At 67.8% G+C, this 26,080-nt stretch carries 28 protein-coding genes; 20 read left to right on the forward strand and 8 right to left on the reverse strand.

The window, feature by feature from the left end; translation table 11 throughout:
• Positions 1 to 33: 33 nt before the first annotated feature.
• From hisB to AC5RWU_RS07210, 5 genes are all read left to right on the forward strand, one after another.
• Entirely contained in the window at positions 34 to 651 is a 618-nt protein-coding gene (gene hisB / locus AC5RWU_RS07190) for an imidazoleglycerol-phosphate dehydratase HisB (protein WP_494028734.1), read from the forward strand.
• Positions 648 to 1,289 (forward strand): imidazole glycerol phosphate synthase subunit HisH, encoded by a 642-nt coding sequence (hisH, locus tag AC5RWU_RS07195; protein ID WP_494028733.1) that lies wholly within the window; start codon positions 648 to 650, stop codon positions 1,287 to 1,289. The genes hisB and hisH overlap by 4 nt, the downstream gene beginning before the upstream one ends.
• Before the next feature lie 7 nt (positions 1,290 to 1,296).
• On the forward strand, positions 1,297 to 1,461 hold the full coding sequence (locus tag AC5RWU_RS07200; RefSeq protein WP_494028732.1) for a hypothetical protein: 165 nt from the start codon (positions 1,297 to 1,299) through the stop codon (positions 1,459 to 1,461).
• Positions 1,462 to 1,577: 116 nt separating this feature from the next.
• Complete coding sequence (gene priA, locus AC5RWU_RS07205; RefSeq protein ID WP_494028731.1) at positions 1,578 to 2,330, forward strand: bifunctional 1-(5-phosphoribosyl)-5-((5-phosphoribosylamino)methylideneamino)imidazole-4-carboxamide isomerase/phosphoribosylanthranilate isomerase PriA; 753 nt, start codon at positions 1,578 to 1,580, stop codon at positions 2,328 to 2,330.
• Positions 2,331 to 2,333: 3 nt separating this feature from the next.
• Positions 2,334 to 3,197, forward strand: coding sequence for an SseB family protein (locus AC5RWU_RS07210; protein ID WP_494028730.1), 864 nt, complete (start codon positions 2,334 to 2,336; stop codon positions 3,195 to 3,197).
• A 68-nt stretch (positions 3,198 to 3,265) separates the two neighbouring features.
• Here the strand turns inward: AC5RWU_RS07210 and AC5RWU_RS07215 are convergent, their stop codons facing one another.
• Positions 3,266 to 3,679 (reverse strand): DUF1844 domain-containing protein, encoded by a 414-nt coding sequence (locus AC5RWU_RS07215; protein WP_494028729.1) that lies wholly within the window; start codon positions 3,677 to 3,679, stop codon positions 3,266 to 3,268.
• Positions 3,680 to 3,989: 310 nt separating this feature from the next.
• Here AC5RWU_RS07215 and infC point away from each other — a divergent pair, with 310 nt between their 5' ends.
• From infC to AC5RWU_RS07235, 4 genes are all read left to right on the forward strand, one after another.
• Positions 3,990 to 5,150 carry a translation initiation factor IF-3 gene (infC, locus tag AC5RWU_RS07220; RefSeq protein WP_494028728.1) on the forward strand — a complete coding sequence of 387 codons (1,161 nt, stop codon included), beginning with the start codon at positions 3,990 to 3,992 and terminating at the stop codon, positions 5,148 to 5,150.
• Positions 5,151 to 5,295: 145 nt separating this feature from the next.
• Entirely contained in the window at positions 5,296 to 5,490 is a 195-nt protein-coding gene (gene rpmI / locus AC5RWU_RS07225; RefSeq protein ID WP_494028727.1) for a 50S ribosomal protein L35, read from the forward strand.
• Positions 5,491 to 5,604: 114 nt separating this feature from the next.
• Positions 5,605 to 6,267 (forward strand): 50S ribosomal protein L20, sunset domain variant, encoded by a 663-nt coding sequence (gene rplT, locus AC5RWU_RS07230; protein WP_494028726.1) that lies wholly within the window; start codon positions 5,605 to 5,607, stop codon positions 6,265 to 6,267.
• Between the two features lie 57 nt (positions 6,268 to 6,324).
• Positions 6,325 to 7,218 carry a TrmH family RNA methyltransferase gene (locus tag AC5RWU_RS07235; RefSeq protein ID WP_494028725.1) on the forward strand — a complete coding sequence of 298 codons (894 nt, stop codon included), beginning with the start codon at positions 6,325 to 6,327 and terminating at the stop codon, positions 7,216 to 7,218.
• 136 nt (positions 7,219 to 7,354) lie between these two features.
• On the opposite strand, the gene AC5RWU_RS07240 is transcribed toward AC5RWU_RS07235, so the two are convergent.
• A complete protein-coding gene (locus AC5RWU_RS07240; protein ID WP_494028724.1) occupies positions 7,355 to 7,630 on the reverse strand; it encodes a GlsB/YeaQ/YmgE family stress response membrane protein in 276 nt (91 codons plus the stop codon).
• A gap of 174 nt (positions 7,631 to 7,804) precedes the next feature.
• On the opposite strand from AC5RWU_RS07240, the gene AC5RWU_RS07245 reads away from it, so the two are divergent.
• Positions 7,805 to 8,743: a cation diffusion facilitator family transporter gene (locus AC5RWU_RS07245; protein ID WP_494028723.1), complete on the forward strand. Its 939-nt coding sequence runs from the start codon at positions 7,805 to 7,807 to the stop codon at positions 8,741 to 8,743.
• On the opposite strand, the gene AC5RWU_RS07250 is transcribed toward AC5RWU_RS07245, so the two are convergent.
• Entirely contained in the window at positions 8,707 to 9,999 is a 1,293-nt protein-coding gene (locus AC5RWU_RS07250; RefSeq protein ID WP_494028722.1) for an MFS transporter, read from the reverse strand. The genes AC5RWU_RS07245 and AC5RWU_RS07250 overlap by 37 nt on opposite strands.
• Positions 10,000 to 10,200: 201 nt before the next feature.
• Between AC5RWU_RS07250 and AC5RWU_RS07255 the strand changes: the two genes are divergently transcribed.
• On the forward strand, positions 10,201 to 10,620 hold the full coding sequence (locus tag AC5RWU_RS07255; RefSeq protein ID WP_494028894.1) for a (deoxy)nucleoside triphosphate pyrophosphohydrolase: 420 nt from the start codon (positions 10,201 to 10,203) through the stop codon (positions 10,618 to 10,620).
• A gap of 8 nt (positions 10,621 to 10,628) precedes the next feature.
• Here the strand turns inward: AC5RWU_RS07255 and AC5RWU_RS07260 are convergent, their stop codons facing one another.
• Positions 10,629 to 10,997, reverse strand: coding sequence for a bleomycin resistance protein (locus AC5RWU_RS07260; RefSeq protein ID WP_494028721.1), 369 nt, complete (start codon positions 10,995 to 10,997; stop codon positions 10,629 to 10,631).
• Between the two features lie 179 nt (positions 10,998 to 11,176).
• Here AC5RWU_RS07260 and AC5RWU_RS07265 point away from each other — a divergent pair, with 179 nt between their 5' ends.
• Positions 11,177 to 11,368 (forward strand): DUF5302 domain-containing protein, encoded by a 192-nt coding sequence (locus tag AC5RWU_RS07265; RefSeq protein WP_494028720.1) that lies wholly within the window; start codon positions 11,177 to 11,179, stop codon positions 11,366 to 11,368.
• Between the two features lie 8 nt (positions 11,369 to 11,376).
• Here AC5RWU_RS07265 and AC5RWU_RS07270 read toward each other — a convergent pair whose 3' ends face one another.
• Positions 11,377 to 12,399: an Rv2578c family radical SAM protein gene (locus AC5RWU_RS07270; RefSeq protein WP_494028719.1), complete on the reverse strand. Its 1,023-nt coding sequence runs from the start codon at positions 12,397 to 12,399 to the stop codon at positions 11,377 to 11,379.
• 140 nt (positions 12,400 to 12,539) lie between these two features.
• Between AC5RWU_RS07270 and AC5RWU_RS07275 the strand changes: the two genes are divergently transcribed.
• The 5 genes from AC5RWU_RS07275 to AC5RWU_RS07295 are packed head-to-tail and all read left to right on the forward strand — an operon-like array spanning position 12,540 to position 15,719.
• Entirely contained in the window at positions 12,540 to 12,878 is a 339-nt protein-coding gene (locus AC5RWU_RS07275) for a DUF6507 family protein (protein ID WP_494028718.1), read from the forward strand.
• Positions 12,875 to 14,050 (forward strand): hypothetical protein, encoded by a 1,176-nt coding sequence (locus AC5RWU_RS07280; protein WP_494028717.1) that lies wholly within the window; start codon positions 12,875 to 12,877, stop codon positions 14,048 to 14,050. The genes AC5RWU_RS07275 and AC5RWU_RS07280 overlap by 4 nt, the downstream gene beginning before the upstream one ends.
• Positions 14,041 to 14,400, forward strand: a complete 360-nt coding sequence (locus tag AC5RWU_RS07285; RefSeq protein ID WP_494028716.1) for a hypothetical protein — start codon at positions 14,041 to 14,043, stop codon at positions 14,398 to 14,400. Before AC5RWU_RS07280 ends, AC5RWU_RS07285 begins: the two co-directional genes overlap by 10 nt.
• Before the next feature lie 18 nt (positions 14,401 to 14,418).
• Entirely contained in the window at positions 14,419 to 14,880 is a 462-nt protein-coding gene (locus tag AC5RWU_RS07290) for a hypothetical protein (protein ID WP_494036946.1), read from the forward strand.
• Between the two features lie 2 nt (positions 14,881 to 14,882).
• On the forward strand, positions 14,883 to 15,719 hold the full coding sequence (locus tag AC5RWU_RS07295; protein ID WP_494028714.1) for a hypothetical protein: 837 nt from the start codon (positions 14,883 to 14,885) through the stop codon (positions 15,717 to 15,719).
• Here AC5RWU_RS07295 and AC5RWU_RS07300 read toward each other — a convergent pair.
• Complete coding sequence (locus AC5RWU_RS07300; RefSeq protein ID WP_494036947.1) at positions 15,605 to 16,111, reverse strand: hypothetical protein; 507 nt, start codon at positions 16,109 to 16,111, stop codon at positions 15,605 to 15,607. The genes AC5RWU_RS07295 and AC5RWU_RS07300 overlap by 115 nt on opposite strands.
• Before the next feature lie 212 nt (positions 16,112 to 16,323).
• On the opposite strand from AC5RWU_RS07300, the gene pheS reads away from it, so the two are divergent.
• The 3 genes from pheS (at position 16,324) to AC5RWU_RS07315 (ending at position 20,787) form a co-directional block, all read left to right on the forward strand.
• Positions 16,324 to 17,415, forward strand: coding sequence for a phenylalanine--tRNA ligase subunit alpha (pheS, locus tag AC5RWU_RS07305; protein WP_494028712.1), 1,092 nt, complete (start codon positions 16,324 to 16,326; stop codon positions 17,413 to 17,415).
• On the forward strand, positions 17,416 to 19,944 hold the full coding sequence (gene pheT, locus AC5RWU_RS07310; RefSeq protein ID WP_494028711.1) for a phenylalanine--tRNA ligase subunit beta: 2,529 nt from the start codon (positions 17,416 to 17,418) through the stop codon (positions 19,942 to 19,944).
• Between the two features lie 93 nt (positions 19,945 to 20,037).
• Positions 20,038 to 20,787 carry a 4'-phosphopantetheinyl transferase family protein gene (locus tag AC5RWU_RS07315; RefSeq protein WP_494028710.1) on the forward strand — a complete coding sequence of 250 codons (750 nt, stop codon included), beginning with the start codon at positions 20,038 to 20,040 and terminating at the stop codon, positions 20,785 to 20,787.
• Positions 20,788 to 20,802: 15 nt separating this feature from the next.
• Here the strand turns inward: AC5RWU_RS07315 and AC5RWU_RS07320 are convergent, their stop codons facing one another.
• Positions 20,803 to 22,158 (reverse strand): M1 family metallopeptidase, encoded by a 1,356-nt coding sequence (locus tag AC5RWU_RS07320; RefSeq protein WP_494028709.1) that lies wholly within the window; start codon positions 22,156 to 22,158, stop codon positions 20,803 to 20,805.
• The gene (locus tag AC5RWU_RS07325; protein WP_494028708.1) at positions 22,155 to 26,036 is read right to left on the reverse strand and encodes a Pls/PosA family non-ribosomal peptide synthetase; all 3,882 of its coding nucleotides are present in this window, start codon (positions 26,034 to 26,036) and stop codon (positions 22,155 to 22,157) included. Before AC5RWU_RS07325 ends, AC5RWU_RS07320 begins: the two co-directional genes overlap by 4 nt.
• Positions 26,037 to 26,080: the final 44 nt, after the last annotated feature.

Below are 26,080 nucleotides of genomic sequence, written 5' to 3' on the forward strand. Positions count from 1 at the left end.
AGCGCACCCACCACCACTTTCCAAAGGACAGCAATGACCGTGGACATTTCCACCGGACGGACCGCCCGCCTCGAGCGCACCACCAGCGAATCATCAGTGCTCGTGGAGCTCAACCTGGACGGCACCGGCCGCTCGGACATCAGCACCTCCGTGCCCTTCTACGACCACATGCTCACGGCGCTGTCCAAGCACTCGCTGATCGACCTGACCGTCAAGGCCACCGGCGACACGCACATCGATGTCCACCACACGGTCGAGGACGTCGCCATTACCTTCGGCGAGGTGCTCAAGTCCGCGCTGGGCAGCAAGGCCGGAATCCGCCGCTTCGGTGAGGCAACGGTGCCGCTCGATGAAGCGCTGGCCAACGCCGTCGTCGATATTTCCGGGCGGCCGTACCTGGTGCACGGAGGTGAGCCGGCCGGACAGGAATACCACCTGATCGGCGGCCACTTCACGGGATCGCTGACCCGCCACGTCTTCGAGGCCATCACCCTGCACGCCCAGATCTGCCTGCACATGCGGGTGCTGTCCGGGCGGGATCCGCACCACATCGTGGAAGCGCAGTTCAAAGCCTTTGCCCGCGCACTCCGCGCAGCGGTTGAGCCGGACCCGCGGGTGGAGGGCATCCCATCCACCAAGGGCGCACTGTGAGCGTGCCGCCGCGGGTAACCGTTCTTGACTATGGTTCCGGGAACATCCGGTCCGCGGTCAGGGCGCTGGAGCACGTTGGCGCCGAAGTGACGCTGAGCGCCAAGCCGGACGATGTGCTCCATGCCGATGGTCTGGTTGTCCCCGGCGTGGGCGCCTTTGCTGCGGTCATGAACGGACTCAAGTCCGTGGATGCGCTGCGGATGATCGGCCGGCGGGTTGCCGGCGGCCGGCCGGTGCTGGGCATCTGCGTGGGCTTGCAGATCCTCTTCGAAGAGGGCGTCGAACATGGTGTCCGCACCCAGGGCATGGGGGAGTGGCCGGGCACTGTGGAAAGGCTGCCCGCCAAGGTGGTTCCCCACATGGGCTGGAACACGGTCAGGGTGCCGGAAGGCTCCAGGCTCTTCACCGGCATCGAGGACGAGCGGTTCTATTTTGTGCATTCCTACGGCGTGCAGGCATGGAATTTCGATGTGACGCAGCCGCTGATGGCGCCTCCGCTGGTCACGTGGTCCGACCACGGCGGTCCGTTCATCGCCGCCGTCGAGAACGGGCCGCTGTCCGCCACCCAGTTCCACCCGGAGAAATCCGGTGACGCAGGAGCGCAGCTCCTGAGGAACTGGACCTCGGGGCTGAAGTAGGACAAGCATGTGGAGTATTGTCTTGATGGGCGCTGCCGGGCTGCTGGCTGGCGGTGCCATTTCCTTCCGCCGGCAGAAGCTGCCCGTGTGGCTGGTAGCCAGCTTCTGGGTCCTGGCGGCCATGGCCCTCCTGGCTGCGTGGCTGCTGACGTTGGAGCCACCAGCGTCCTGACCGCGCCGGCTTCCATTGGCGCGGAGCCGTTTTCCTGACTGGAGCCCCACCGGCCGGCAGCCAGTCTGCCGGCTCTGTCGAACCCAAACCAACCGCTGAGAAAGCAGACCCCAACCATGACTTCGTTCAACGAAACGCCCATCCTGGAACTCCTCCCCGCCGTTGACGTGGCGGACGGCCAGGCGGTCCGCCTGGTACAGGGCGAGGCAGGAAGCGAAACCAGCTACGGGGATCCGCTGGACGCGGCCATGGCGTGGCAGAACGACGGCGCGGAATGGGTGCATCTGGTCGACCTGGACGCCGCCTTCGGCCGGGGCTCCAATCTGGAGCTGCTCGAACGAGTGGTCAAGCAGCTGGATATCAAGGTTGAACTGTCCGGCGGCATCCGGGATGACAGGTCGCTGGACAATGCGCTGGAACTTGGTGCCCACCGCGTCAATCTGGGAACCGCGGCCCTTGAGAACCCGGAATGGACGGCCCGCGCCATTGCCCGCTACGGCTCCGCGATCGCCGTCGGCCTCGATGTCCGCGGCACCACGCTGGCTGCCCGGGGCTGGACCAAGGAAGGCGGCGATCTCTGGGAGGTCCTCGCCCGCCTCGAGGACGCGGGCTGCTCACGGTATGTGGTCACCGATGTCACCAAGGACGGCACGCTGAGGGGCCCGAACCTCGAGCTGCTGCGCGAGGTGGCATCGCGGACCGACAAGCCGGTTGTCGCTTCCGGCGGCATTTCCAGCCTTGACGACATCGCCGCCCTGCGCGAACTGGTCCCGCAGGGCGTCGAAGGAGCGATCGTGGGCAAGGCGCTGTACGCCGGCGCCTTCACGCTGCCGCAGGCGCTGGACGTGGCCGGACGCCGGGCCGAGTAGTCCGTGACTGAACCGCAGGTGCCCAAACGGCACCTTCCCGGACATATTGCTGCGGCTCTGGCTAAGGCCGGCGGGCCGGCGGACTCCGCCGGCCGGCCCTGGGCCGGCCGGGACCTCAGCGGCGACGGGAACCCGCTGCATAATTTTGATGACGACGACGGCCTGGCCGACGCCGGCTATGCCGCCGCAGTACGCCGGCTCATCGCAGGCGACGGCACCGAGGCCGGCGTCATTCAGGCACTGGCCAGCGCCAGGGTGTTCGTGCCGATCGTCGCGGAACTGGGCGAGGAAGCGGACGGCGGCCACGGGCTCGCCGCCGACAAGCAGGCCGATATGGCGCTGGTGACGCTGAAGGCGCCGGACGGCCGCAAGGCCCTGCCGGTGTTCAGCTCGGTTCGTGCGCTCCAGGCCTGGCACCCGCAGGCACGGCCGGTGGCGGTGTATGCCGCCCGGGCGGCCCTGTCCGCGGTCGCGGAGCAGGCGGAGCTGATGGTCCTGGACCCGGGAGCGGAAATGACTTTCGTGGCGCGCCGTCCGGCCGTATGGGCGCTGGCGCAGCAGAAGGCATGGCTGCCGGCGTATGCCGATGCGGCGCTGGCCGGTATTGTGTCCTCAGCAGCGTCGGGCGAGCCTCGCATCCTGCAAATCCGGCTGGAGGCCGGCAGCGGCGTTGCTACCCGCACGGCGGCGGGCCAGGCGGTCCCCGGCGGTGGGCCGGGGCCGGAACTGCGGCTGGTTGTCCGCCTCGAACCCGGACTGGAGCAGGACGAAGTCAGGGATATCGTCGGCGCCTTGCAGCGCTCCCTGAGCACGAACCAGGATTTCGTGGAGCGGGTGGACTCTCTTGAGGTCAAGCTCACGCGCTGAGCCGCGGGCAGTCGGCCTGGACGGCACCGGGCCGCCCCGCGCTGGGCGGGACGGCCCGGTGCCGCGGGCTAGTTCACCGGGCCGGTGAATTTTTCGCCGGGGCCTTTGCCGGGTTCGTCCGGGAGGACCGAGGCCTCACGGAAGGCAAGCTGCAGTGAGCGCAGGCCGTCGCGCAACGGGCCGGCATGCTGGCTGCCGATCTCCGGTGCGGCTGCCGTGACGAACCCGGCAAGCGCCGTGATCAGCTTCCGTGCCTCGTCGAGGTCCTTGAGTTCGTCGGCGTCCTCGCCCGCGGCGAGGCCGCACTTCACCGCAGCGGCGCTCATCAGGTGGACTGCCGCCGTCGTAATCACCTCCACGGCGGGAACTTCGGCGATGTCGCGCATCTGCCGGCTGGCCTCCAGCTCCTCAGCGCTGGGCTGGTCGCCTGGGAAGGAGTGGCGGGTGCTCTCGGTGGACGGATTATTGTCTGCGGTACTCATACTGGTAAGCTTGTCACAGACCGACTGGATGTCGTTATTCAACCGGCCCGTGAAACTGCCCCCAGGGGCGGTCACCGGACGGGGCGGCATCCGGTTCGCAAGCGGAGACCTCTCCCACCCGCGTTGGCCTCTTCCCACTGGGAAGCAAGTGCTGCCGGGTTCCGGTCGGTGATTCACGGCAGGCTTCCGGCGGAAGCCCCGGCCGTGACGGCAGTTGCCCTCGGGGGCGGTTGCCGCCGATCCTCCGAGGCCTTCGATTGCACTGCAGTCGGAGGCCTTCTCCTTTTGCAGGTGAAACCAGACCACCACGGTGGACCTAGAGTTACAGGAGCTACACATTAGCGAGCCACGAATCAATGATCGAATCCGCGTCCCGGAGGTGCGGTTGGTCGGACCGGCTGGTGAGCAGGTTGGCGTTGTCCGGATCGAAGATGCCCTTCGCCTTGCTGCCGAGTCCGACCTTGATCTTGTTGAGGTAGCACCGCAGGCCAAGCCTCCGGTGTGCAAACTCATGGATTTTGGCAAGTACAAATATGAAGCTGCTGTCAAGGCCCGTGAGGCCCGCAAGAACCAGACGAACACGGTGCTCAAGGAGATCCGCTTCCGTCTGAAGATCGACAAGCATGATTACGAAACCAAACGTGGTCATGCCCTGCGGTTCCTCGGTGCCGGTGACAAGGTCAAGGCTATGATCCAGTTCCGCGGCCGTGAACAGCAGCGTCCGGAGATGGGCATCCGCCTGCTCCAGCGCTTCGCCGAGGACGTTGCTGAAGTCGGGATTGTGGAATCGAGTCCGCGGATCGACGGACGCAACATGGTCATGGTGATCGGCCCGGTCAAGAACAAGGCCGAGGCCAAGGCGGAGGCCCGCCGCGAAGCGCAGCGTTCCGAGGCCAAGGCTGCCAATGAGGCCGCCAAGAGCGCCAAGGAAGATGGCCGGGTGGATGTTTCATCGGACAAGGCGCCGTTGACCCAGAGCCTGGGCGACCTGCTTCCCGAGGGACTGACCAAGGCTCAGGCCGCGCCACAGGAAGCAGTGCCGGAAGCGCCCGCAGCGCAGGAGGCTCCGGCGGTGGCGGCTCCGGCTGCGCAGGCCGAGCCTGCGGTTGAGCCGGCTTCGGCGCCCAAGCCTGCTACTGAGGCCACGCCGGCTGCGGCACCCAAGCCTGCTGCTGAGGCCATGCCGGCTGCGGCACCCAAGCCTGCTGCTGAAGCAGCGCCGGCCGCGGCACCGAAGCCGGTTGCTGAGACCAAGCCGATTGCTGAGACCAAGCCGGCTGCGGCGTCCAAGCCTGCTGCTGAAGCAGCGCCGGCAGCGGCACCGAAGCCGATTGCTGAGACCAAGCCGGCTGCGGCACCCAAGCCAGCCATGCCCAAGCCCCGTCCGATGGCCAAGCCTGCCGCGCCCAAGCCCGGCAAGGGTGCTCCGCGCAGCACTTCCGGCCAGAACAGGCCCGGGACCGCCAGGTAACGGCCACGGCCGTTGGCAGCGGTGCCGGCCACGGCCGAGTGCCGCGGTACGGGCCGGGCGAGCAGATAAACAACCGGCGCGCCGCCAGGCGCGCCCCAAGACCCAAGGGCCATGCCCGCGGACTTACGTAAGGAGATCGGTAGCCATGCCGAAGATGAAGACCCACAGCGGCGCCAAGAAGCGCTTCAAGCTGACCGGAAGCGGCAAGCTCAAGCGCCAGCAGGCCAATCGCCGCCACTACCTGGAGCACAAGGCCTCGACGCTGACCCGCCGTCTGGCCAGCGACAAGCTCGTGTCTCCGGCCGACGCCAAGGGCATCAAGAAGATGCTGGGCGTCTAACCCAGACCTTTGATTGGGGGATCGCTCGATCCCTCATCATTCCACCAAAGCATCTCAGGCACGGCCCGGTCGCGGGCGCGCAAGGTCTGGGAGAGATTTTTAAGGAGTACGCACGTGGCACGTGTGAAGCGGGCAGTCAACGCCCACAAGAAGCGCCGGGTCATCCTTGAGCGCGCATCCGGTTACCGCGGACAGCGGTCCCGTCTGTACCGCAAGGCCAAAGAGCAGGTCATCCACTCGCTGGTCTACAGCTACAACGACCGCCGCAAGAAGAAGGGCGACTTCCGCCGCCTGTGGATCCAGCGCATTAACGCTGCATCCCGCGCCAACGGCCTGACCTACAACCGCCTGATCCAGGGCCTGAAGGCCGCCGAGATCCAGGTTGACCGCCGCATGCTGGCGGACCTGGCCGTCAACGACGCCACTGCCTTCGCCGCGCTGGTCCAGCTGGCCAAGGATGCGTTGCCGGCCGACACATCGGCTCCGGCCCAGAAGGCGCCGAAGGCCAAGGTTGTGGCCGCAGCGACTGCCGCTCCGGTGGCCGAGAAGGTCCTGGCCGAGAGCGAGGTTGCCGGCGCCGTCAAGGGCGTGCAGGGCGCTTCCGCCCCTGAAGGCTTCATTATCAAGGGCAACGCCGCGTCCAAGAAGTACCACGTGCCGGGTTCGACCTGGTACGAGCAGACCGAGGCCGAGTACTGGTTCGAGTCCGTTGAGGCCGCCAAGGCCGCCGGCTTCGAGCCGGCAGGCGGCGAGGCGCGCCAGAAGTTCCAGGGCTAGTTCCTGACGCTTCACGCACCATTGAATAACGACGCCGGGCGCCCGCAGGCTGCCGTCATGTCCAATCCCCGAGCCGATCGGGTCCGCGACGTGGCCAAGCTTGCTGGGCGCCCAGCGCGTTTAAAGCGCCGCCAGTTCCTGGCCGAAGGCCCGCAGGCTGTCCGTGAGGCGCTGCTGGCGCACCGGAATAGCGACGCCGGCACACCGGTGGTTGCCGAAATCTATGCCACCGCGGCATGCCTGGATAGGCTGCCCGAACTGGCGGACCTGGCCCGGGACCTGCCGCTGCGGCTGGCGACGGACGAGGTGCTGGCCGCGATGGCGGACACCGTCAACCCGCAGGGAATCGTGGCGGTCTGTAACTTCATCGATGTGACCCTGGACGAAGTCCTCGCACGCCGGCCGGCGCTGGTGTCCGTTCTGGTCCGGGTCCAGGATCCGGGCAACGCCGGCACGATCCTGCGGGCCGCCGACTCGGCGGGAGCGGACGCAGTCCTGCTCACCGCGGCCAGCGTGGACATCTACAATCCCAAGGCCGTGCGGTCCACCGTGGGTTCGATCTTCCACCTTCCCGTGGTCATGGGCCTGGACTTCGACGCTCTGATGGCCGGGCTGCGCGCGGCCGGCATCGCGGCGCTGGCCGCCGACGGCTACGGCAAGCTGGACCTCGACGAACTCCAGGACCAAAGCGCCGGCCGGCGGCTGGGCATCGGAGCGGAGCGCGCCCGGGGCGTGAAGGAGACCGAGGCCGGTGCCGCCGTCGTTCCCCTTCTGGAGGAGCCCACCGCCTGGCTGTTTGGCAACGAGGCCCAGGGCCTGTCCGACACCGAGCTGGCCGCGGCGGACCACCGCGTAGCGGTGCCTGTGTACGGGGCGGCGGAAAGCCTGAATGTCGGCACGGCGGCCACGGTCTGCCTGTATGCCTCGGCGCGCGCCCAGCGGCGCCGCTGACTCATCGGCGTCAGAGCTGTCCGGCCCGCAACAGAGCTGTCTGGTCCTCGACAGAACGGCCCGGCGCTGGTGCGCCGGGCCGTGTCGTTAATCCCGCAGGAGCTGTTGATCCCGCAGGAGCTATGGGCAGGTTGCGTCAGGCGTGGCCACGGCCGTGGCTTCTGCCGGTGACAGCACCGTAGATCCCGGCCACGATCAGGCCACCCACGATGGCCAGGATCCAGGTGCCGAGATCGAAAAAGCCTTCAACCCCCGATCCAAAGAGCATGCTGCCGATCCAGCCGCCGACGATGGCTCCCACGACGCCGAGGATCAGGCTGGTGGCCCATCCTCCGCCTACCCGTCCGGGCATGACTGCTTTCACAATCGCGCCCACAATAAGACCCAGAATGATCCAAGCGACGAAACCCACGGTTCCTCCTTTGTGTCGCCGTGCATGGTTCTTACAGGTTCAAGTATCTGCTCAGCAGGCTTACCATTTCAATAGCGCTGCGGCATTGCGGTCCGCCGATGTACCGTAGCTTCAGGAAGCCGTCCGCGGCGGCCGCGTGCTGCGGGGCAATCGACCGAGACCTGGATGGAATTCATGGCTGCTAGTGGTGGTGGTACGAAGGCAATCGTGGCGGCGCTGGCCGCCAACCTGACCATTGCCGTTCTCAAATTCATTGCGTTTGCGCTGACCCGATCCTCTTCGATGCTGGCGGAAGCGATCCACTCCGTGGCGGACTCGGGCAACCAGATCCTGCTGCTGGTCGGCGGCAAGGCGGCACGGCGCCAGGCCAGCCCCGAGCATCCCTTCGGCTACGGACGTGAACGGTACATTTATGCGTTCATCGTCTCGATCGTGCTGTTCAGCGTCGGCGGCCTGTTCGCGCTGTACGAGGCCTACCACAAGTGGCAGGATCCGCACCCCATTGAGGGCGCGTGGTGGTGGGTGCCCGTGGCCGTGCTGGTCGGCGCGATCATCGCCGAGGCGTTCTCCTTCCGGACGGCCATCAGGGAATCGAACCACGTCCGCGGCAGCAAGGGCTGGGTGGAGTTCGTCCGCACGGCCAAGCAGCCGGAGCTGCCGGTGATCCTGCTTGAAGACCTGGGCGCGCTGCTGGGCCTTGTCTTTGCCCTGTTCGGCGTTAGCCTGACCCTGATCACGGGCAACGGCATCTGGGACGCCGTCGGTACCGCCATGATCGGGCTGCTGCTCGTGTGCATCGCCGTCGTCCTGGCGCTGGAAACCAAGTCTCTGCTCCTGGGCGAAGCCGCCACGAAGGAGGACGTCCGCCGAATCGAAGAAGCCATTTGCAGTGACGGGACGCGCATCATCCACCTCAAGACGATGCACCTTGGCCCGGACGAGCTGCTGGTGGCGGCGAAGATTTCCGTGGAGCACAGCGATACCGGCGAGCGGATCGCCGCCGCCATCAACTCCGCCGAACAGCGCATCCGCGCCGCGGTGTCCAGCGCCCGGGTCATCTACCTGGAACCGGACATCTACTCCACGAAGACCGCGGGAGCCTCCGCTACCTGACGGGCGGCGCTCCGGTTCCTATCAGTCCCGTTGGTGCGGTCCAGTGCCCCGCTCACCAGGGCGACCACCAGCCCGACGGCGGCAAGCACCGCCCCGACGAGGGCGGGGGCCAGGTATCCCCAGCCCCAGGCGATAACCAGGCCGCCCAGGAAGGCTCCGAGCGCATTAGCCGTGTTGAGCGCCGAATGGTTCAGCGATGCCGCCAGCGACGGTGCATCGGGGGATACATCCATCAGCCGCGTCTGGAGGGCTGGGACCAGCGTGGAGCCGCTGGCGCCGATCAGGAACACCAGTACGACGGCGGCGACCTGGTTCTGTGCGGTCAGGCTGAAAGTGAGCAGCAGCACGGCGATGGCCACCATGACCCAGTGGATGCTGCCCATGACCGAGATGTCGGCCAGCCGTCCACCGGCAAGGCTGCCGGCGACCATGCCAGCTCCGTAGAGCCCGACGATCCAGGGTATGGCCGCGGGAGAGAAACCCGAGACCTCGGTCATGGTGAAGGCGATGTAGGAATAGAGAGCAAAGAACCCGCCGAAGCCCACCACGCCGATCAGCAGCGCCAGCCACACCTGCACCCGCCGCAGCGCGCCCAGTTCCCGGCGGATGCTCGACTCGGCCAGGGCCGGCTGGAACGGCACGAAGGCGGCGATCATGGCGAAGGCCGCGGCGCCGATCAGGCCGACGACGACGAACATCAGCCGCCAGCCGAAGCTCTGTCCCAGCCAGGTGGCGAACGGAACCCCGATGACGTTTGCGACCGACAGCCCCAGCAGCACCATGGCGATGGCCCTGGCGCGTTTGGTGGGGACCGCCATGGAGGCAGCGACGACCGAGGCCACACCGAAGAACGCTCCATGCGGCAGTCCGGCGGCGAAACGGGTACCCATCAGCGTCCAATATTCCGGTACGATCACCGAGGAGACGTTGCCCACGGTGAAGAGCGCCATCAGGGCCAGGAGCAGATACTTCCTGGGCCAGCGCGCGCCGAGCGCGGTGAAGACAGGAGCTCCGACCACAACGCCGAGGGCGTAGGCCGAGATGAGGTGGCCGCCCTCGGGCTCGGTGATGCCCAACTCGTTGACGACGTTGGGCAGCAGCCCCATGATGGCGAATTCCGTGGTTCCAATGCCGAAGCCGCCCATGGCCAGGGCCAGGAGGGCCAGAGCGAAGTGCCGGCGACGGCCGGCCGGAGCGGAAGGGGCGGTGCGGTAATTCTGTCGGCCGGTGGTCGGTGCGCCGGTTTGCTGGGTCATGTGGCTCTTTCGCAGGGGGTGCCGGTGCTGGATGTCCGGCCGGGGCAGGGGAGGCACGCGGCGCTGCGGCGAAGGAAGGGGGCAGGCGGCTGCCCGGTTGACCTGCCGGATCGGCAGGGCCGGTCTTAAGTCTAGGGCAGGCGGCGTCCAGTCTAGACTCGGAGCGTGGACATCACCGATTCGGAACTGCGTTCCCAGGACATGAGGCTCAAGCAGATCGTCGGCGGCGCCGTGGTCGATTCCCTCGCCGCGCCGTCGCGGCTTCTGGCTGCACGCCGCAGCGCGCCCGTGCAGCTGGCCGGGCTGTGGGAATTCCCGGGCGGCAAAGTGGAGCCCGGCGAAGGCTGCGAGGCGGCACTGCGCCGGGAACTGGTTGAAGAGCTGGGGATCCGGGTGCGGCTGGGCGCCGAGGTCGCCGGTCCGCTGGCGCAGGGCTGGCCGTTGAACGACACTGCTGCGATGCGGGTCTGGTTCGCCGAGATCGACGCCGGCACGCCTCAGCCGCTGGAGGACCACGACGAACTTCGCTGGCTGGACCTTGGATCACCCGCTGACGTCCTGGACCTGCCGTGGATTCCGGCGGATTTCCCGATCGTCAAGGCGCTGCTGGCGGCAGCCTGAGGCTGTGGCTACAGCCGGTGGGCGAACCGCATCAGGTTGCCGTCCGGATCTACATGCGCTCCTTCACGCAGCTGATAGTCCGTGTCAACGGGCGCGCTGGTGGGACAGTCATATTCCGATGCTGCCGAAATGGCCTGCCACTCAGCGGCCAGGGCATCCGCATCGTCCACGTAAATGAAGGCGGAGGCGAAGTTCTCGGCCGGATCCAGGCCTGGGGCTTCCCAGAAATGAAGCCGAACGGCTCCGCGGCGGGCATAGGCGTAGGCCTCGTCGCCGTCGAAAGGGGTCACATCGAATCCGAGCGCACGGTAATGGGCGATCGAACGGTTGATATCGAGAACGGGAAAAACGGGAGCTGCCAGTTCAAGGTTGACCATGGCTTGAGCCTAACGGCACCCGCCTCGCTTCGGGCAAGTACAGGCAGGTTCGCAGCGGGTGATGCTGGTCATGCCAGCTGCAGGGTGGCAGACTGGCTGAATCCAACTGGTGGGCGCAACAATGAGTGGGCGCGCCGTTTGGTGAGCGCATCGACAAGGGGAGTGAGGAGACAGGCGGCATGGTCAAAGAGTCAGACGGTGATCCCGAGGCTGCAGCAGACACTGAGGAGATCAAACGCAAGTTCCGCGAGGCATTGGAGCAGAAGAACGAACGCCGCCACGCGTCCGTCCGGGCCGCGGGGCCGGCCAAAATCAACAACGCCCATGGTCCGGAGAGCCACAAGCGGGACTTCCGGCGCAAAAGCGGCTGAGCCTGCGCTCAGAACAGCGTCGGCTGGGCGGCAGCGTCCGGCATGCCGGCATCCGCCGCCGCTGTGCCGGTGTCGCGGATAAACCGGGCGCCGCTGCTGAAGCCGTGGCGTCTCCGGAAGTAGTTGATCCGTCCGGCCAGCCACTGCCGGTACTCCTTCGAGGCGTAGGCGCCGCCGCGGTACAGGCGCCGGTAGGGTCCGAGCAGCCGCGGATGTTCGGACGTCAGCCATTGCATGTACCATTCCCGCGCGCCGGGACGTAGATGCAGGGCCCCGGCTGTGACGCCGGTGGCTCCGGCCTGCGCCAGGCTGCCGAACAAATGGTCGAGGGCCTCGTCCCCGTCGGTCAGCCAGGGCAGGATCGGCATGGCCATGACGGCGCAGGGCAGCCCTGCGTCCCGCAGCCGGCTGATCAGTTCCAGCCGCGCCTTCGGTGCCGGTGTCCCCGGTTCCACCGCCCGCGCCAGCGCCGGATCGATCAGTGCCAGGGAAATGCCCATGCCGACGTCGACACTTTCGCGGGCAGCCTTAAGCAGCGGGATGTCCCGGGCCAGCAGCGTCCCTTTGGTGAGGATGGAGAACGGTGTTCCCGAGTCCGCCAGCGCCTTGATGATGTCCGGCATCAGGCGGTAGCGGCCTTCGGCCCGCTGATACGGGTCCGTGTTGGTTCCCATGGCAACGTGGTGCCGCTGCCACGAAGGTTTCGCGACTTCCTTCCGGAGCACGTCTCCGGCGTTGATCTTCACCACCAGTTGGCTGTCGAAATCCAGTCCCGCATCCAGATCCAGGTACGTGTGGGTTTTGCGGGCGAAGCAGTAGACGCAGGCGTGGCTGCAGCCGCGGTAGGGGTTGATGGTCCATTCAAAGGGCATGGCGGAGGTCGCCGGCACGCGGTTGAGCACGCTCCTGGCCAGCACTTCATGGAACGTCACCCCGGCGAATTCCGGGGTCCTGACGGTTCGGACCAGGCCCTGCAGGGGCAGGAGCGCCGTTTCGGCGGGAACGTTTGTTTCCTGGCCTTCCCATCTCATAAAAGCTATTAGAACATAGTTTCGGACCTCAGTGGAGGCCTGCTGCGCCGTGGCATGGGTACTTCTCCCCATGCCACCGAATGGAGCGCCGTGATCGGGCTGCGCTACGGTGGCAAGCGAGAAGATTGCGAGGAGGGCCTGTGGCCAAGTGGGACATCGATGCGGCGCTGGCGCGCACGATCATCAGCAAGACGGTGGAGGAGTACCTGGCTCTGGAATCCCTGAAGACTCAGCTGGAAACCGCCATCGAGGATGCGGCCGCAGCCAGCAAGAGCTCCAGGATCTCCGACGCACTGTACAGCGCGGCCTCCCTGGGCATCGTCGGCCAGGCCCAGTGGGCGCGCGACCGGGCGGCGAACGCGGCCAACGCCACGTCCGAAGCGGTGGACCATTACGTCAGGGGTGACCTGGAGATGGCCGGGAACGCCCAGCAGCAGGCGGCGAAGACCCCCGAAACCAGTGAGGAATCCGGCCAATGACGCAGGTCACTGCGACGTTTCCTGAGTGGGCGGATCCCGGCACCCTGGCAGGGCATGCCGACACCATCATCACCGGTGCATCGGACATGCAGGAGACAGCACAGACCGCGCAAACCACGTGGTCCGGCCTGGCCGCGGTCTACCACGCCCCGGAGCAGGAGCAGGTGCTCTCGGCGTTCGACCAGGTCCGCGAGCATGGCAACGAAGCCAAGCGGGTGGCGGAGGTGGTGGGCGGGGCGCTGAAGGACTTCGCCGAGGACGTGCGCGGGCTGCTGACCCGCCGCACGGCCCTGATGGCGGATATCGGCAGCCATAACACCGCCGAACTGACGGCGGAGGAACCGGATGCCGGAACCTACTGGGCGCTGCAGGAGCGGATCAACACGTTGCTGGCCGACTACGACGCGGCCGAGCTGCGCTGCGCCGGCGCGATCAACGCGGCATTCGCCCAGGCTCCCACGCCGGGTTTCCTGAGCACCGACGCCTTCGGAACGTACACGGGCCTTGCCGAGGACGTGGTGGACCGGGTCCACCACCAGCGGCTCTACACGCCAAAAGACCCTCAGCTGTACCCGCTGGAGGACGGAGCGCCGCTGACCTGGCCACCCGGGGCTCCGCTGCACGTGGACGAACTGGTCCATGACTTCATCGGCCCCGACGGGAAGAAGTACGTCACCCTGCCCTTCGGCATCGCCGTTGAAGCAGGCTCCGCCGCCGATCCGCAGATCAGGGCGCAGACGCCTATCAGCATGGCGGCGTTCGACGAACCGGGAACGCGCCTTGTGGCGGATCCGGAAATGGCTTCGCCGCCCGGCTGGGCGCGGTTCGCCGGCAAAGGCTTGTTTGCCCTCGACGCCGGAATCACCGTCTGGGACGAGGGCAGCGCCCAGTGGAACGAAGACCTGCAGGCGCACCCGGAGTGGGATACCGGCCAGCGGGCAGCCAGTGCCGGGGCCAATGTTGCCGTCGTGGGAGGATTATCCCTGGCCGGAGGCGCAGCTGGCGCCTGGGCAGGCGCCCAGGCCGGCGCCGCCATAGGGGCGCTCGGCGGCCCGGTCGGAGCGGCCGCAGGAGCGGTGATCGGCGGTCTCGTGGGAGGCATCGTCGGCAGCAGCGCGGGCGAGTTCCTGGGCGAAGCGGCCAAGGAAATGTGGGAATCCATATGGGGCTAGCAGCCGTCGCGGGACTGCTCTTCACCAGCCTTGGCCTGGCCGCCTACACCGGCCGGTGGAAGCGCTGGCTCGTCAGGGACATCCTCAACTGGCGGTACTTCGGCTTCGCAATGCTGTACGCCGGCCTGGCGTTTCTGCTGTTCCCGGTTGCTGCCCTTGCGGCCGAGGTGGATCTGGTGTGGCCGGCGCGGATACTGATGATCCTCGGCATAGCCGGGACGTGGATCACGATCATGGCCGTTTTCTGGCTGCCGAAGTTCATGCGGCCGCGCTGGTACCGTGAATGGGAAGCGCGCGGGGCGGACCGGAACGAGTTCGCACGACCCGGAGAGAAAGCGTGGTGGGGATAACAGGTGGCGGAACTTCCAATGGATGATTACCCGGTGATCAACGCCGGCGTGCTGCGCCTGCGGCACCCCATCAACTGGCAGCCGGTACAGCAGGAACAGGTTGATTTCGCGCTCGCCGCACCGGAGGCGGGCAAGGGCACCTTCCGTGCCAATGCGGTGATCCGCAGCGAGGCCACGGATGCCACGATCCAGCAGTTGTCCACCTGGTCCATTGCCTCCGCCATGGCGGACCTGCCCAACGTGTACATGATCGCGGTCAACCTCTGGCCGACGGCCGCTGTGCCGGCGCGCAGCCTGGAATTCACCTATGAGGCTGAGGGCCGCTGCATCTACGTCAACAAGTACATCTTTGCCGTTTCCGGCCGGGCCGTTGAACTGACCTTCAGCTGTACCGTGCCGCAATTGCAGAGTTATGCGCAGCTGTTCACCTTCATGGCGTCGTCCGTGGAGTTCACTTCGGAAACTGCGGGAGGACGCTGACCATGACGGATTATCCCCCCAAGCAGCCCCGGCTGGATGAGTGGACCTCCGGCATTGCCCAGGAGGAGCTGGAAGTGCTGTCCGGAATTTCGGCCAAGCAGCCGTACACCTCCGGCGGCCCGTGGGTGGACCTGGCGGCCCTGCAGCTGTTGTTCAAGGCTGCCCCTAAAGGCAAGCTCGGAAGGTTCGAGCTGAGCGGCCAGGAGGAGCCGATCGACCGGCTCGCGGAGGCCGGGCTGATGACGGTCACGGGAAAACTGACCCGGGAAGGCGAATTCCTGGCCGGACCTGCCCGTTCCGCGGCCGCGGGCGTGCAGCTCAGCGGCTCGCTGGGAAGCCTGCGCACGGGGCTGCAGTTGTGGATCGGCGAGTCCGGTGCGCTGGTGGCGGCAGGACCGTCGTACCACGCGCTGCTGGCTGCCGCCCGGCGCGGCGAGCCGGTCAACAGCCAGCTGATGCAGCTGGACTTCGTGGGCCACGAATCCATTCCAACGGCCGTCGGCCAGTGGCTGGGACTTGGCCCGGCGTGGTCGATCGCGGGCGAACCGGGGGTGCTCCCGGCAGCGGTGCTCGAGGCCCGGATCGCGGACGATACGGCGCCCGCGCCGGCGGAGGCTGACTCCCGCTTCCTGCGCATGTGGCATGAGCCCTGGGCGGTCTACACCGTGGCGATGTCACCGGGCGGTTTTCGGGCCGGCCTGATCAACGCGGCAGCGTCCGGTTTCTACCGCTTCGGCAAGGTCGACGGCGGTGTGGGACTGACGCCGCTGCCGTCCGGACAGTTGTGGAGCGTGCTGGTCAACGAAATCGGCGGCGCAGCCGCCGGCCGGCGGCGCTGACGCAGCGGACGGACCGGACGCTCGACATACCCGCCCTCGGCCAGGCCGGCCCACCGCTCGAACGGATTGCGCGATGCCGGATCACCCGTGCGGAGGAAGGACCACAGCATGCCCAGGAAGTACAGGGGCAGGAACGGCAGCCCCAGGCAGGCGGCGTACTGGGTGCTGTGCCGACCCTCGTGCCGGACCAGCACAGGATGGGCCGGCGGATAGTCCGGGCCCGCGCGGAACAGGACCACGTTCCCGACGGCGAAGGCACCGGCGAGGGGAAGCTTGGGGCGGTAGCCACAGGCATAGATCAGCCCGTCTGTGCCGCGCACCACGACACACCGCGTCCCGGCGGCCAGCAGCAGTCCCAGCGGCGTGGACAGATTCAGCCAGTTCAGGACCATTCTCAAACGCAGGCCGGCTCCCATGCAGCCCATGGTAACCAGCCGCCGTCGTACTTGACGGTGCTGTCCCGCCCCGTGGCAAGTGCCCGGCCGCTGTCAACTAGACTGGAAATGCCGGGCAGGACCGTAGGGCCTGCCTCTTCCCGGTCCCAGGACCACTGCAGCACCAGGTCGCGGGACGAACCACCACCGACATTAGGTAAGAACAATAAATGTCTGACTCCACCCAGGGGACACTGACCCCACACGAGACTGCCGCCGAGGCCGCGGTGCCCAGTCCGCTGGACGATGCCGCGGTCAATGCTGCGGTCGACCGCGCACTGGCCGATATCGCAGCCGCCGCCGATCTCGATGAGCTGAAGACGGTGCGCCTGGCGCATGCGGGGGAGAAGTCGCCGCTGAGCCTGTCCAACCGCGAAATCGGCAAGCTGCCCAAGGACCAGAAAGCCGCCGCCGGCAAGGTCCTGGGCCCGGCCCGCGGCCGGATCAACAAGGCGCTCGCCGGCCGCACCACCGAGCTTGAAGCCGAGCGGGATGCCAGGATCCTGGTGGAAGAGGCGGTGGACGTCACCGCCGCTCCGCGCCGCCGGCGCGCCGGCGCCCGCCACCCGCTGTCCACGCTGCAGGACCGCGTGAGCGACATCTTCGTGGGCATGGGCTGGGAGATCGCCGAAGGCCCCGAGGTGGAATCGGAGTGGTTCAACTTCGATGCCCTGAACTTCAAGCCGGACCACCCGGCCCGTGAAATGCAGGACACTTTCTTCGTGGAGCCGCCCAGCGCGCACCTGCTGATGCGCACGCATACCTCCCCGGTCCAGGTGCGCTCCATGCTGGAACGGGAGGTGCCCATCTACGTGCTGTGCCCGGGCAAGGTCTTCCGCACCGACGAGCTGGATGCCACCCATACCCCCGTCTTCCACCAGTTCGAAGGCCTGGCCATCGACAGGGGCCTGAGCATGGCGGACCTGCGCGGCACACTGGAGCACTTTGCCCGCCAGATGTTCGGCGACGAAGCGCAGATCCGGCTGCGCCCGAACTACTTCCCGTTCACCGAACCCTCCGCCGAGCTGGACATCTGGCACCCGGGCGCCAAGGGCGGTCCCCGCTGGATCGAGTGGGGCGGCTGCGGCATGGTCAACCCCAACGTGCTGCGCGCCGCCGGGATCGACCCGGAGGTCTATTCAGGTTTCGCCTTCGGCATGGGCGTGGAACGCACGCTCATGTTCCGCAACGAAGTCAGCGACATGCACGACATGATCGAAGGCGACGTACGTTTCAGCGAGCATTTCGGGATGGAGATCTAAGTGCGAATCCCCCTTTCATGGCTGCGTGAGTTCGCGCAGGTACCGGCGGACGCCACCGCCGAGGACGTTATGGCCGAGCTGGTAAAGGTCGGCCTGGAGGAAGAAGACGTCCACCGCCCCACCGATTCCCTGCAGGGTCCGATCGTGGTCGGCCAAGTGCTCTCCGTGGTCAAGGAACCGCAGAGCAACGGCAAAACCATCAACTGGTGCCAGGTCCAGGTGGCCCCCGAGGGCCAGGAGGCGGCCGACGGCGGCAACCACATCCACGGCATCGTCTGCGGCGCGCACAACTTCGAGGAGGGCGACAAGGTAGTGGTCACCCTCCCCGGCGCCGTGCTGCCCGGCGATTTCCGGATCGCCCCGCGCCAGACCTACGGCCACCTGTCCGAAGGCATGATCGCCTCCGTCCGCGAACTGGGCATCGGCGAGGACCACGACGGCATCCTCACGCTCAAGTCCCTGGGCCTGGACGGCGAGGTCGGCACGGACGCAATGGAACTGCTCGGCCTCTACGACCAGGCCGCGGAAATCAACGTCACCCCGGACCGCAGCTACTGCTTCTCCATCCGCGGCGTCGCACGTGAGTACGCCCACGCCACCGGAACGCAGTTCACGGACCCGGCTGCAGCCGTCGTTGTTCCCGCCGCCAAAGGCGAGGGCTTCCCGGTCCGCCTCGAGGACCAGTCGCCCATCTACGGCAAGCCCGGCTGCGACCGCTTCGTCGCCCGGACGGTCCGCGGCGTGGACCCGACCCGGCCCACGCCGACCTGGATGTCCTCCCGCCTGCGGCTGGCAGGCATCCGCTCCATCTCCCTGGTGGTGGATATCTCCAACTACGTCATGCTGGAGCTGGGCCAGCCGCTGCACTTCTACGACCAGGACAAGCTGTCCGGGGCCATCGTGGTGCGCCGTGCCAAGCCGGGGGAGAAGCTGCGGACCCTGGATGACAAGGAGCGTACGCTTGACGCCGAGGACCTGCTGATCACCGACGATTCCGGTCCGATCGGCATCGCGGGCGTCATGGGCGGGGCCACTACCGAGGTCTCGGACGGCACCGTCAACGTGCTGGTCGAAGCCGCGCACTTCGAGGAAGTGAGTATCGCCCGCTCCCGCCGCCGCCACAAGCTGCCGTCGGAGGCGTCCAAGCGCTTCGAGCGCGGGGTGGACTGGCACGTCGCCGACGAGGCGGCGCAGCGCGCCGTTGACCTGCTGGTCGAACTGGCTGGCGGCACCGCCGACGCCGCGGTGACCGACGTCGGCACGGAACCTGCCGCCGTCGTCATTGACCTGCCGGCCGGCTTCGCCGCCGAGCGCATCGGCATCGACTTCACCGAGGAGCAGATCGTCGGTTCGCTGACGGACCTGGGTGCGGCCGTTGAAAAGCGCGACGGCGGCTACCGGGTGACTGCGCCGAGCTGGCGGCAGGACCTGGAAACCAAGGAGGACCTGACCGAGGAGATCGCCCGGCTGGTCGGCTACGACAAGATCCCGTCCCGGCTGCCCGTGGCGCCTCCCGGCCGCGGCCTGACCCGCGTACAGCAGCAGCGGCGGCGCCTTCTGCAGGCGCTGGCCGACGCCGGCCTGACCGAGGTCCTGGCCTACCCGTTTGTTACCAAGGCCGCCAATGACACCTTCGGGACTCCCGAGGCGGGCGCCGTCCGTACTGCGGTCAAGCTGGCCAATCCGCTCAGCGATGACCACGGTTACCTGCGCACGAGCATCCTGCCCGGACTGATTGAGGCAGCCAAGCGCAACCACTCCCGCGGCTTCCGCGACCTGGCGCTGTTCGAAGCCGGTCTGGTGTTCCTGCCGGACGGCAAACTGGGCACGGAGACCATCCCGCCGCTGGGGGCCAGGCCCGCCGACGACGTGCTTGATGCGCTGTATGAGGGCCTGCCCGCCCAGCCTCTGCACGTGGGCGCGGTCCTGACCGGCCACGATTCACCCGCCGGTGCCGGACACACGCCGCGGCTGTGGGAGTGGTCCGATGCGCTGGATGTCGCGCGGCTGATGGGGGATGTGCTCGGTGTTGAACTGGTGGTCAGCCAGGGAACGCACCAGGCCTTCCACCCGGGCCGCACGGCGCAGTTGTCGCTGCGCAGCGGCGAGCTAGTCGGCTTCGCCGGGGAACTGCATCCCAAGCTCCTGGCCGAAATGGATATGCCGCCGCGGTCGGTGGCGCTGGAGCTGGACGCAGACAAGCTGTTCGACGCCGCCGCGGATGTGATCGTGGCTAGGCACATCTCCACGTTCCCGCTGGCAACCCAGGATGTTGCCCTGGTGGTTGCCGCCGATGTGGCGGCCGACGCCGTGCTGGAAACCCTGCGCGAGGGGGCCGGCGAGCTGCTCGAGGATGTGGCGCTGTTCGACGTCTACCAGGGCAAGGGTATCGACGAGGGGAAGAAGTCCTTGGCCTTCGGCTTGCGCTTCCGCGCCAACGACCGCACCCTGACGGCAGACGAAGCGTCCGAAGCCCGGGCTGCGGCGGTGGCCCTGGCCGCGGAGCGCTTCGGCGCCGTCCAGCGCTAGCCCTTCTAACGCCGAAACCTCAGTTCTTGCTGATTTGAGAGGTCAAATCCAGCAAAAACTGAGGTTTCGGCGCTTGATTTCCTGGGAGCCGGAATGCCTGAGATTGCTGTAGTTGCCCGGCTTCTGGCGGAAGTGCCGATGGACAGCGTGTCCACACTCACTGCACCGGAATTGAACAGGGCGCAAACTCTAATGGACGGGCAGGCCCGCCGGGACTTCCTCGCCGGGCGGCTGGCGGTGCGCCGGGAACTGGCTGCCTGCCTCGGGCTGCCGGAACAGGAGCTGGCGGCGGACTTCGACTGTCCCGGCTGCCTCAAAGGCAACGACGGCGGCCACGGCCGGCCGCGCTACCGGCACCAGGGGGAGGTGGTCCCGGCGTCGGTCAGCTTCTCCCGCAGCGGGGGCTGGCTGCTGCTGGCTGTCTCGGACCCCGGGCTGGGGCTGGGCGTGGACGTGGAGGATTCCGCGTCCGCTGCCTTCGCGGACGGGACAGCCATCGACACTGTCATGCTCACTGAAGCCGAGGCCGCCGAGGTGCGCCGCCGCCGGCGCCGCGGAGCCAGGGCGCGGCTGCGGGCGGAGTTCTGGTCGCGCAAGGAAGCGGTTCTGAAGGCCACCGGAACCGGGCTGCGGACGGATCCCTCCGGGGTGGGCACCGGCACCGCCGGACGCGCGGAGCTGACGGCCTGGCCCGCGGAAGCAGCGCATCCGGGGCAGGTCCGCCTGGGCGGGCTGCCGGCACACACGCTGGGCCTGCCGCCGTCGTTCGCTGCCTCCTGGGCGGTGGTGGGCGCGCCCGACGGCGGCCAGGATACCTGCGCCGTCAGCGTCACCTACCGCTGATGCCGGGTAGGGCGGCTAGTTCCACGGCCAGTCGGGCAGCCGCGCCTGGAACAGCCAAGGCTCCAGCAATGTCGTGGCGGAGAAGCCGCGGATGTCGCTGAACTGTGCGTCCAGATGGTCGAGGAACATCTCCGTGGTCACGGAGCCATGCTGGTTCTTCGCGATCCACTTGCGGAGCATGACGGAAAAGCGGTGCGTGCCGACCTCCTGCCGGACGGCGTGGACGGCCAGGGCGCCGCGCTTGTAGACACGGTCGTCGAACATCAGGTCCGGACCGGGGTCACCGACGACGATGTCCTGCGGCTCGTGGCGCAGCTTCTGCCAGGCTTCCTTGGCCCGCGCCGTGGTTTCCGTTGATCCGGAGGCCTCCGACCAGAGCCATTCCGCGTAGCAGGCAAAGCCTTCGTGCAGCCAGATGTCCTTCCACGTGGACAGCGTCAGTGAATTGCCGAACCACTGGTGGGAGAGCTCGTGGGCGATCAGGCGTTCCGAATCCCAGCTGCGGTCCAGATGGTTGCGCCCGATCACGGACAGGGACTGCGCCTCGAGCGGAATCTCCAGTTCGTCCTCGGTGACCACCACGGTATAGCTGCCGAAGGGATACGGACCAAAGACCTCGCAGAAGACCTTCATCATGTGCTTCTGGCGGCTCAGCCCCCGCTTGGCCTCCTTGGCCAGTTCCGCGGGCACGGCGGCCAGCTGCGCGGGTCCGGCCCCCTTGCCGCCGGCCAGCGTGTGCAGCTCGTACCGGCCGATCTGCACCGTGGCCAGGTAGGTGGCCATGGGCTCAGGCTGCTCGTAGACCCAGGTATCGCCGCGGGATTTGCGCGCGTGGCTGGCCAGCCGGCCGTTGGAGACCACCCGGTAGTTGGCGTCGGTGGTCACGGCAATCCGGAAGGTGGCCTTCTGGCTGGGATGGTCGTTGCAGGGGAACCAGGAGGACGCACCGTTGGGCTGGCCGGCGACCAGCACGCCGTCCTCCAGCTCCTCCCAGCCGACGTCACCCCACGGTCCCCTGTTCGGCGAGGGGTTGCCCTCATAGCGGACGTCGATCAGCAGGTCCGATCCGGCGCCGACGGCGTTCTTCGGGGTGATGACCAGCTTGCCGTTCCGGTGCGAGAACTTCTGCGCCTTGGTGCCGTTCACCTGGACCTTGGACGCCTTCATGCCGTTCAGATCCAGCTCGAACTTCGCTAGCTTCTCCGCGGCGCGGCCGGTCAGGACGGCGCGGCCGGCCAGCCGGTTGCTGGCCAGCCGGACGTCCAGCTCCAGGTCGTAGTGCATGATCCGGAAGTCCGGGGAGCCGGAGTCTTTGATGTAGGGGTCCGGGATCCACGGACCGGTGCTTCCGTTTGCCTTCTTTGGACTCATGAAACCGCGTAGTTCCACGGGGCCACGGGGTTGCCCATCCAGTAGCTGGACGCGGGCACGGACTCGCCGCGCATGACCAGGGAAGCCGGTCCCACCGTGGCACCGGCGTCGATCGAAGCCGCCGGGAGGATGACCCCGTGCGGACCCATGGTGGCGCCTGCGGCCAGGGTGACCGTGTCCGTGGCCATGATGCGGTCATGGAACAGATGGGTCTGGACGACGCAGCCCCGGTTGACGGTGGAACCGTCGCCGAGGGTGACCAGGTCCGCCTCCGGCAGCCAGTAGCTTTCGCACCAGACGCCGTGGCCGATCCGGGCGCCCATGGCCCGCAGCCACCACACGAGTGCCGGCGTGCCGCCGGCGGAGCGGGCGAACCACGGGGCGGCCGCCATTTCGATGAACGCGTCCACCACTTCGTTGCGCCAGATGAAGGAACTCCAGAGCGGATGTTCCCCGGACTGGATGCGTCCCACCAGCAGCCACTTGGCGGCGACGGCGGCGGCGGCCGCGGTTGCGCCGGCGGCCATCATGACCAGTCCGCCTGCTGCGATGGCGACCAGGTAGTTGGTCGATACCGCAATCCAGTCGAACACTGCCAGCACGCCTGCGGCGATGGCGACGGTCAGCATTGTGGGGATGAAACGGCACAGCTCCCAGAGCCCGCGGGCGATTTTCAGATGGGTCGGCGGTTCGAAGGTGCGGCTGGTGTCCGAGGCGATGGCCGTGCGGCGCAGCCGGACCGGCGGACTGCCCAGCCAGGAGGTGCCGGCCTTGGCCTTTGCGGGCGTCGCCGACAGCACGGCCACCAGCGAATTCTTCGGCACGCGGCGGCCGGCCGCCGTCATGCCCGAATTTCCCAGGAACGCGCGCTTGCCCACCTTCGCCGGAGCCACCTTCATCCAGCCGCCGCCGAGTTCGTAGGAGGCAACCATGGTGTCGTCGGCCAGGAACGCGCCGTCGCCGATCGTGGTCATCTTCGGCACCAGCAGCACCGTGGAGGCTTCAACGCCCTTGCCCACGGTGGCTCCCAGCAGCCGCAGCCAGGCGGGCGTGGCAAGACTCGCGTAGATCGGGAACAGCAGGTCCCGTGCCATGTCCAGGACGCGTTCGGTAGCCCAGACCTGCCAGCCGATCCGGCTGCGGACCGGATGGTACCCCTCACGCAGCCCAAGCCCCAGCAGGCGGGTGGTGCCGGCGATCAGCAGCAGGTTCAGCAGGAACCAGACGATCGTGGCCAGCGGCACCGCCGCCAGCAGAGGAACGACGGCGGCACTGAGAGTCTCGTGTCCGCGCACCGCCCAGCCGAAGACGGCTACGGCGCCGGCCGCGCTGACGTAGGGGATCAGCGCCAGCAGGGCCGAGGCCACGGCGTAGACACCCGTCCAGAGGCGGCTGGGCTGGATCGGCTCCTCGGGCCATGCCGGCTTCGCCTTGCCCACACGGACCGCGGGCGAACCGGAGAACTGCACTCCCGCCTTGACCTTGCCGGACACGGCGGATCCTGCGGCAACATGGGCACCGGCGCCGATCCGGGAGCCGGGCATGAGGGTGCTGCGGGCGCCCACGGTAGCGCCGACGCCGACCTGGATCCTGCCGATGCGGACCCAGTCGCCGTCGATCCAGTAGCCGGACAGATCGACTTCCGGTTCGATCGAGCAGCCGGCACCGAGGGAGAGCATGCCGGTGACCGGCGGCATGGAGTGCAGGTCGACGTTGGGGCCGATCTTGGCACCGAGGGCGCGGGCGTAGTACGGCACCCAGGGCGCACTGGCCAGACTCACGGCACCGGCCAATTCGGCGATGTGCTCGGCCAGCCACAGCTTGAGGTGCACCCGCCCGGAGCGCGGGTAGCTGCCCGGCTTCAGGCCGCGCAGCAGCAGGCGGGCCGCCGCCACCGAGATCGCCATGCGTCCCCAGGGGCTGGCGAAGACCAGCCAGAGGGCGGCAACCCACAACCAGGACACCACCGGGGCTCCGGTCAGCACTCCGAATCCGGCCAGCACGTTGTTGATGGCCATCAGGTACGTGATCCAGCGCATTCCGACGAGAATGAACAGCGGAATGCCCAGCAGCGTCTGGACCACCTGGGTCCTGCGGGCCGTCCGGCGGACGGTCCGTTCAGCAACCGGCGCCGCCGGCCCGTTGGGCAGCGACGCCTTGGCGGCTTCCACCAGGGCGCCGACGCGCGGATGCGAATAGATGTCCGCCACGGTGATGGTGGGGTAGCGGCGCCGCAGCGCGGACACCAACTGGGCGGCGGCCAGGCTGCCGCCGCCGTGGGCGAAGAAATCCGCGTCGAGGGACGCGGCCTGGGTGCCCAGGACCGAGCCCCACTGCTCGAGGATCCAGCGGCTCTCATCGTCGACGTCGAGGCTGCCGGCGGCCTCGTCCTCCGCGGCGCCGGGCAGCGGCCACGGGAGCGCATTGCGGTCCACTTTGCCGCTGGTCTTGGTCGGTAGTGTATCGACGACGGCGAGCAGTGGTACCAGCGGGGCGGGCAGCTTGGTCAGCAGCTCGGCACGGGCGGATTCCACGTCGTACGCTTCGCCCTCCGCGGCAGCCAGGTAACCGACCAGGATCTGGTTGCCGGCCGCCGTCGTCTTGACCGCTGCGGCTGCGCCGGAGACGCGCGGCAGGGCCTGGAGCGCGGCATCGATTTCGCCCAGTTCGATCCGGCGGCCGCCCAGTTTCACCTGTTCGTCGGCGCGGCCGACGAACAGCAGGCCGGCGGAATCGAAGACCACCAGATCGCCGCTGCGGTAGGCCCGCTCCCAGCCCAGGGTCTCCATCGGCGCGTACTTCTCGGCGTCCTTGGCCGGATCCAGATAGCGCGCCAAGCCAACGCCGCCGATGATGAGTTCACCGGTTTCGCCTTCGGCGACCGGAACGCCGTCCTTGTCGACGACGGCGAGGTCCCAGCCGTCGAGGGGCAGGCCGATGCGCACCGGACCGGGGCCGCCCAGCGGGGCGGCACAGGCGACGACGGTGGCTTCCGTGGGGCCGTAGGTGTTCCATACTTCGCGGTCCTCGACCGCCAGCCGCTGGGCCAGTTCAGGTGGGCAGGCCTCGCCGCCGAAGATCAGCAGGCGCACGGACTCCAGGGCCTCCGCAGGCCACAGCGCGGCCAGCGTCGGCACGGTGGACACGGCCGTAATGCCGCGGCTCACCAGCCACGGGCCGAGGTCCATGCCGCTGCGCACCAGCGAGCGTGGCGCCGGCACCAGGCAGGCACCGTGGCGCCAGGCCAGCCACATTTCCTCACAGGAGGCATCGAAGGCCACGGACAGGCCGGCCAGCACGCGGTCATTCGGTCCCAGCGGATCCTCCTGCAGGAAGATCCGCGCCTCGGCGTCGACGAATGCGGCAGCGGAACGGTGGGACACAGCGACGCCCTTGGGCGTTCCGGTGGAGCCGGAAGTGAAGATGATCCAGGCATCGTCTTCCCCGGCGGGCATCCGCGGGTGCGGGAAGGGCGCGGGCTTGTCCTTGCCGACACTGATCTTTCCTCCGGTGCGGAGAATGCCGTCCACCTTCGCTTCGGTGAACACCAGCCGGGCGCGTTCGTCCGGATCGTCTGCGTCCACCGGCACATAGGCGGCACCGATCATGAGCACCGCCAGGATGCTGATGTAGAGCTCGCGGGTGCCGGACTGGATCCGAATGCCGACCTTGTCCCCGGCGCCCAGGCCGGCTAGGTGCAGTTCGCGGCCCTTGTCGCGGACGGCGTCCAGAAGTTCGCTGTAGCTGAGGCTTCCTTCGCCGTCGTCCAGCGCGGACGCGTCCGGATTCTCCTGGGCGGACTGAGTCAGGATATCGATCAGCGTCCGCGGTGGTGGCACTGCATGTAACCCCGGCAGTTGGGGGAGGTGGACAGTCACGTAGTCAGTATTTCTTGTCTCTTGAGTGTTGGGCAGAGTTGTCG

This window comes from Arthrobacter sp. B0427-1-12, assembly GCF_059092905.1.

Coding starts and splice junctions, on each gene's coding strand:
- AC5RWU_RS07250 (WP_494028722.1), bottom strand. CDS start 9,999: ATGACCCAGCAAACCGGCGCACCGACCACCGGCCGACAGAATTACCGC.
- AC5RWU_RS07270 (WP_494028719.1), bottom strand. CDS start 12,399: ATGAGATGGGAAGGCCAGGAAACAAACGTTCCCGCCGAAACGGCGCTC.
- pheS (WP_494028712.1), top strand. CDS start 16,324: ATGTCTGACTCCACCCAGGGGACACTGACCCCACACGAGACTGCCGCC.
- AC5RWU_RS07315 (WP_494028710.1), top strand. CDS start 20,038: ATGCCTGAGATTGCTGTAGTTGCCCGGCTTCTGGCGGAAGTGCCGATG.
- AC5RWU_RS07300 (WP_494036947.1), bottom strand. CDS start 16,111: ATGGTCCTGAACTGGCTGAATCTGTCCACGCCGCTGGGACTGCTGCTG.
- AC5RWU_RS07265 (WP_494028720.1), top strand. CDS start 11,177: ATGGTCAAAGAGTCAGACGGTGATCCCGAGGCTGCAGCAGACACTGAG.
- AC5RWU_RS07245 (WP_494028723.1), top strand. CDS start 7,805: ATGGCTGCTAGTGGTGGTGGTACGAAGGCAATCGTGGCGGCGCTGGCC.
- hisB (WP_494028734.1), top strand. CDS start 34: ATGACCGTGGACATTTCCACCGGACGGACCGCCCGCCTCGAGCGCACC.
- AC5RWU_RS07200 (WP_494028732.1), top strand. CDS start 1,297: ATGTGGAGTATTGTCTTGATGGGCGCTGCCGGGCTGCTGGCTGGCGGT.
- rpmI (WP_494028727.1), top strand. CDS start 5,296: ATGCCGAAGATGAAGACCCACAGCGGCGCCAAGAAGCGCTTCAAGCTG.
- AC5RWU_RS07235 (WP_494028725.1), top strand. CDS start 6,325: ATGTCCAATCCCCGAGCCGATCGGGTCCGCGACGTGGCCAAGCTTGCT.
- AC5RWU_RS07295 (WP_494028714.1), top strand. CDS start 14,883: ATGACGGATTATCCCCCCAAGCAGCCCCGGCTGGATGAGTGGACCTCC.
- AC5RWU_RS07255 (WP_494028894.1), top strand. CDS start 10,201: ATGAGGCTCAAGCAGATCGTCGGCGGCGCCGTGGTCGATTCCCTCGCC.
- AC5RWU_RS07320 (WP_494028709.1), bottom strand. CDS start 22,158: ATGAGTCCAAAGAAGGCAAACGGAAGCACCGGTCCGTGGATCCCGGAC.
- priA (WP_494028731.1), top strand. CDS start 1,578: ATGACTTCGTTCAACGAAACGCCCATCCTGGAACTCCTCCCCGCCGTT.
- AC5RWU_RS07290 (WP_494036946.1), top strand. CDS start 14,419: ATGGATGATTACCCGGTGATCAACGCCGGCGTGCTGCGCCTGCGGCAC.
- AC5RWU_RS07285 (WP_494028716.1), top strand. CDS start 14,041: ATGGGGCTAGCAGCCGTCGCGGGACTGCTCTTCACCAGCCTTGGCCTG.
- AC5RWU_RS07215 (WP_494028729.1), bottom strand. CDS start 3,679: ATGAGTACCGCAGACAATAATCCGTCCACCGAGAGCACCCGCCACTCC.
- AC5RWU_RS07260 (WP_494028721.1), bottom strand. CDS start 10,997: ATGGTCAACCTTGAACTGGCAGCTCCCGTTTTTCCCGTTCTCGATATC.
- AC5RWU_RS07280 (WP_494028717.1), top strand. CDS start 12,875: ATGACGCAGGTCACTGCGACGTTTCCTGAGTGGGCGGATCCCGGCACC.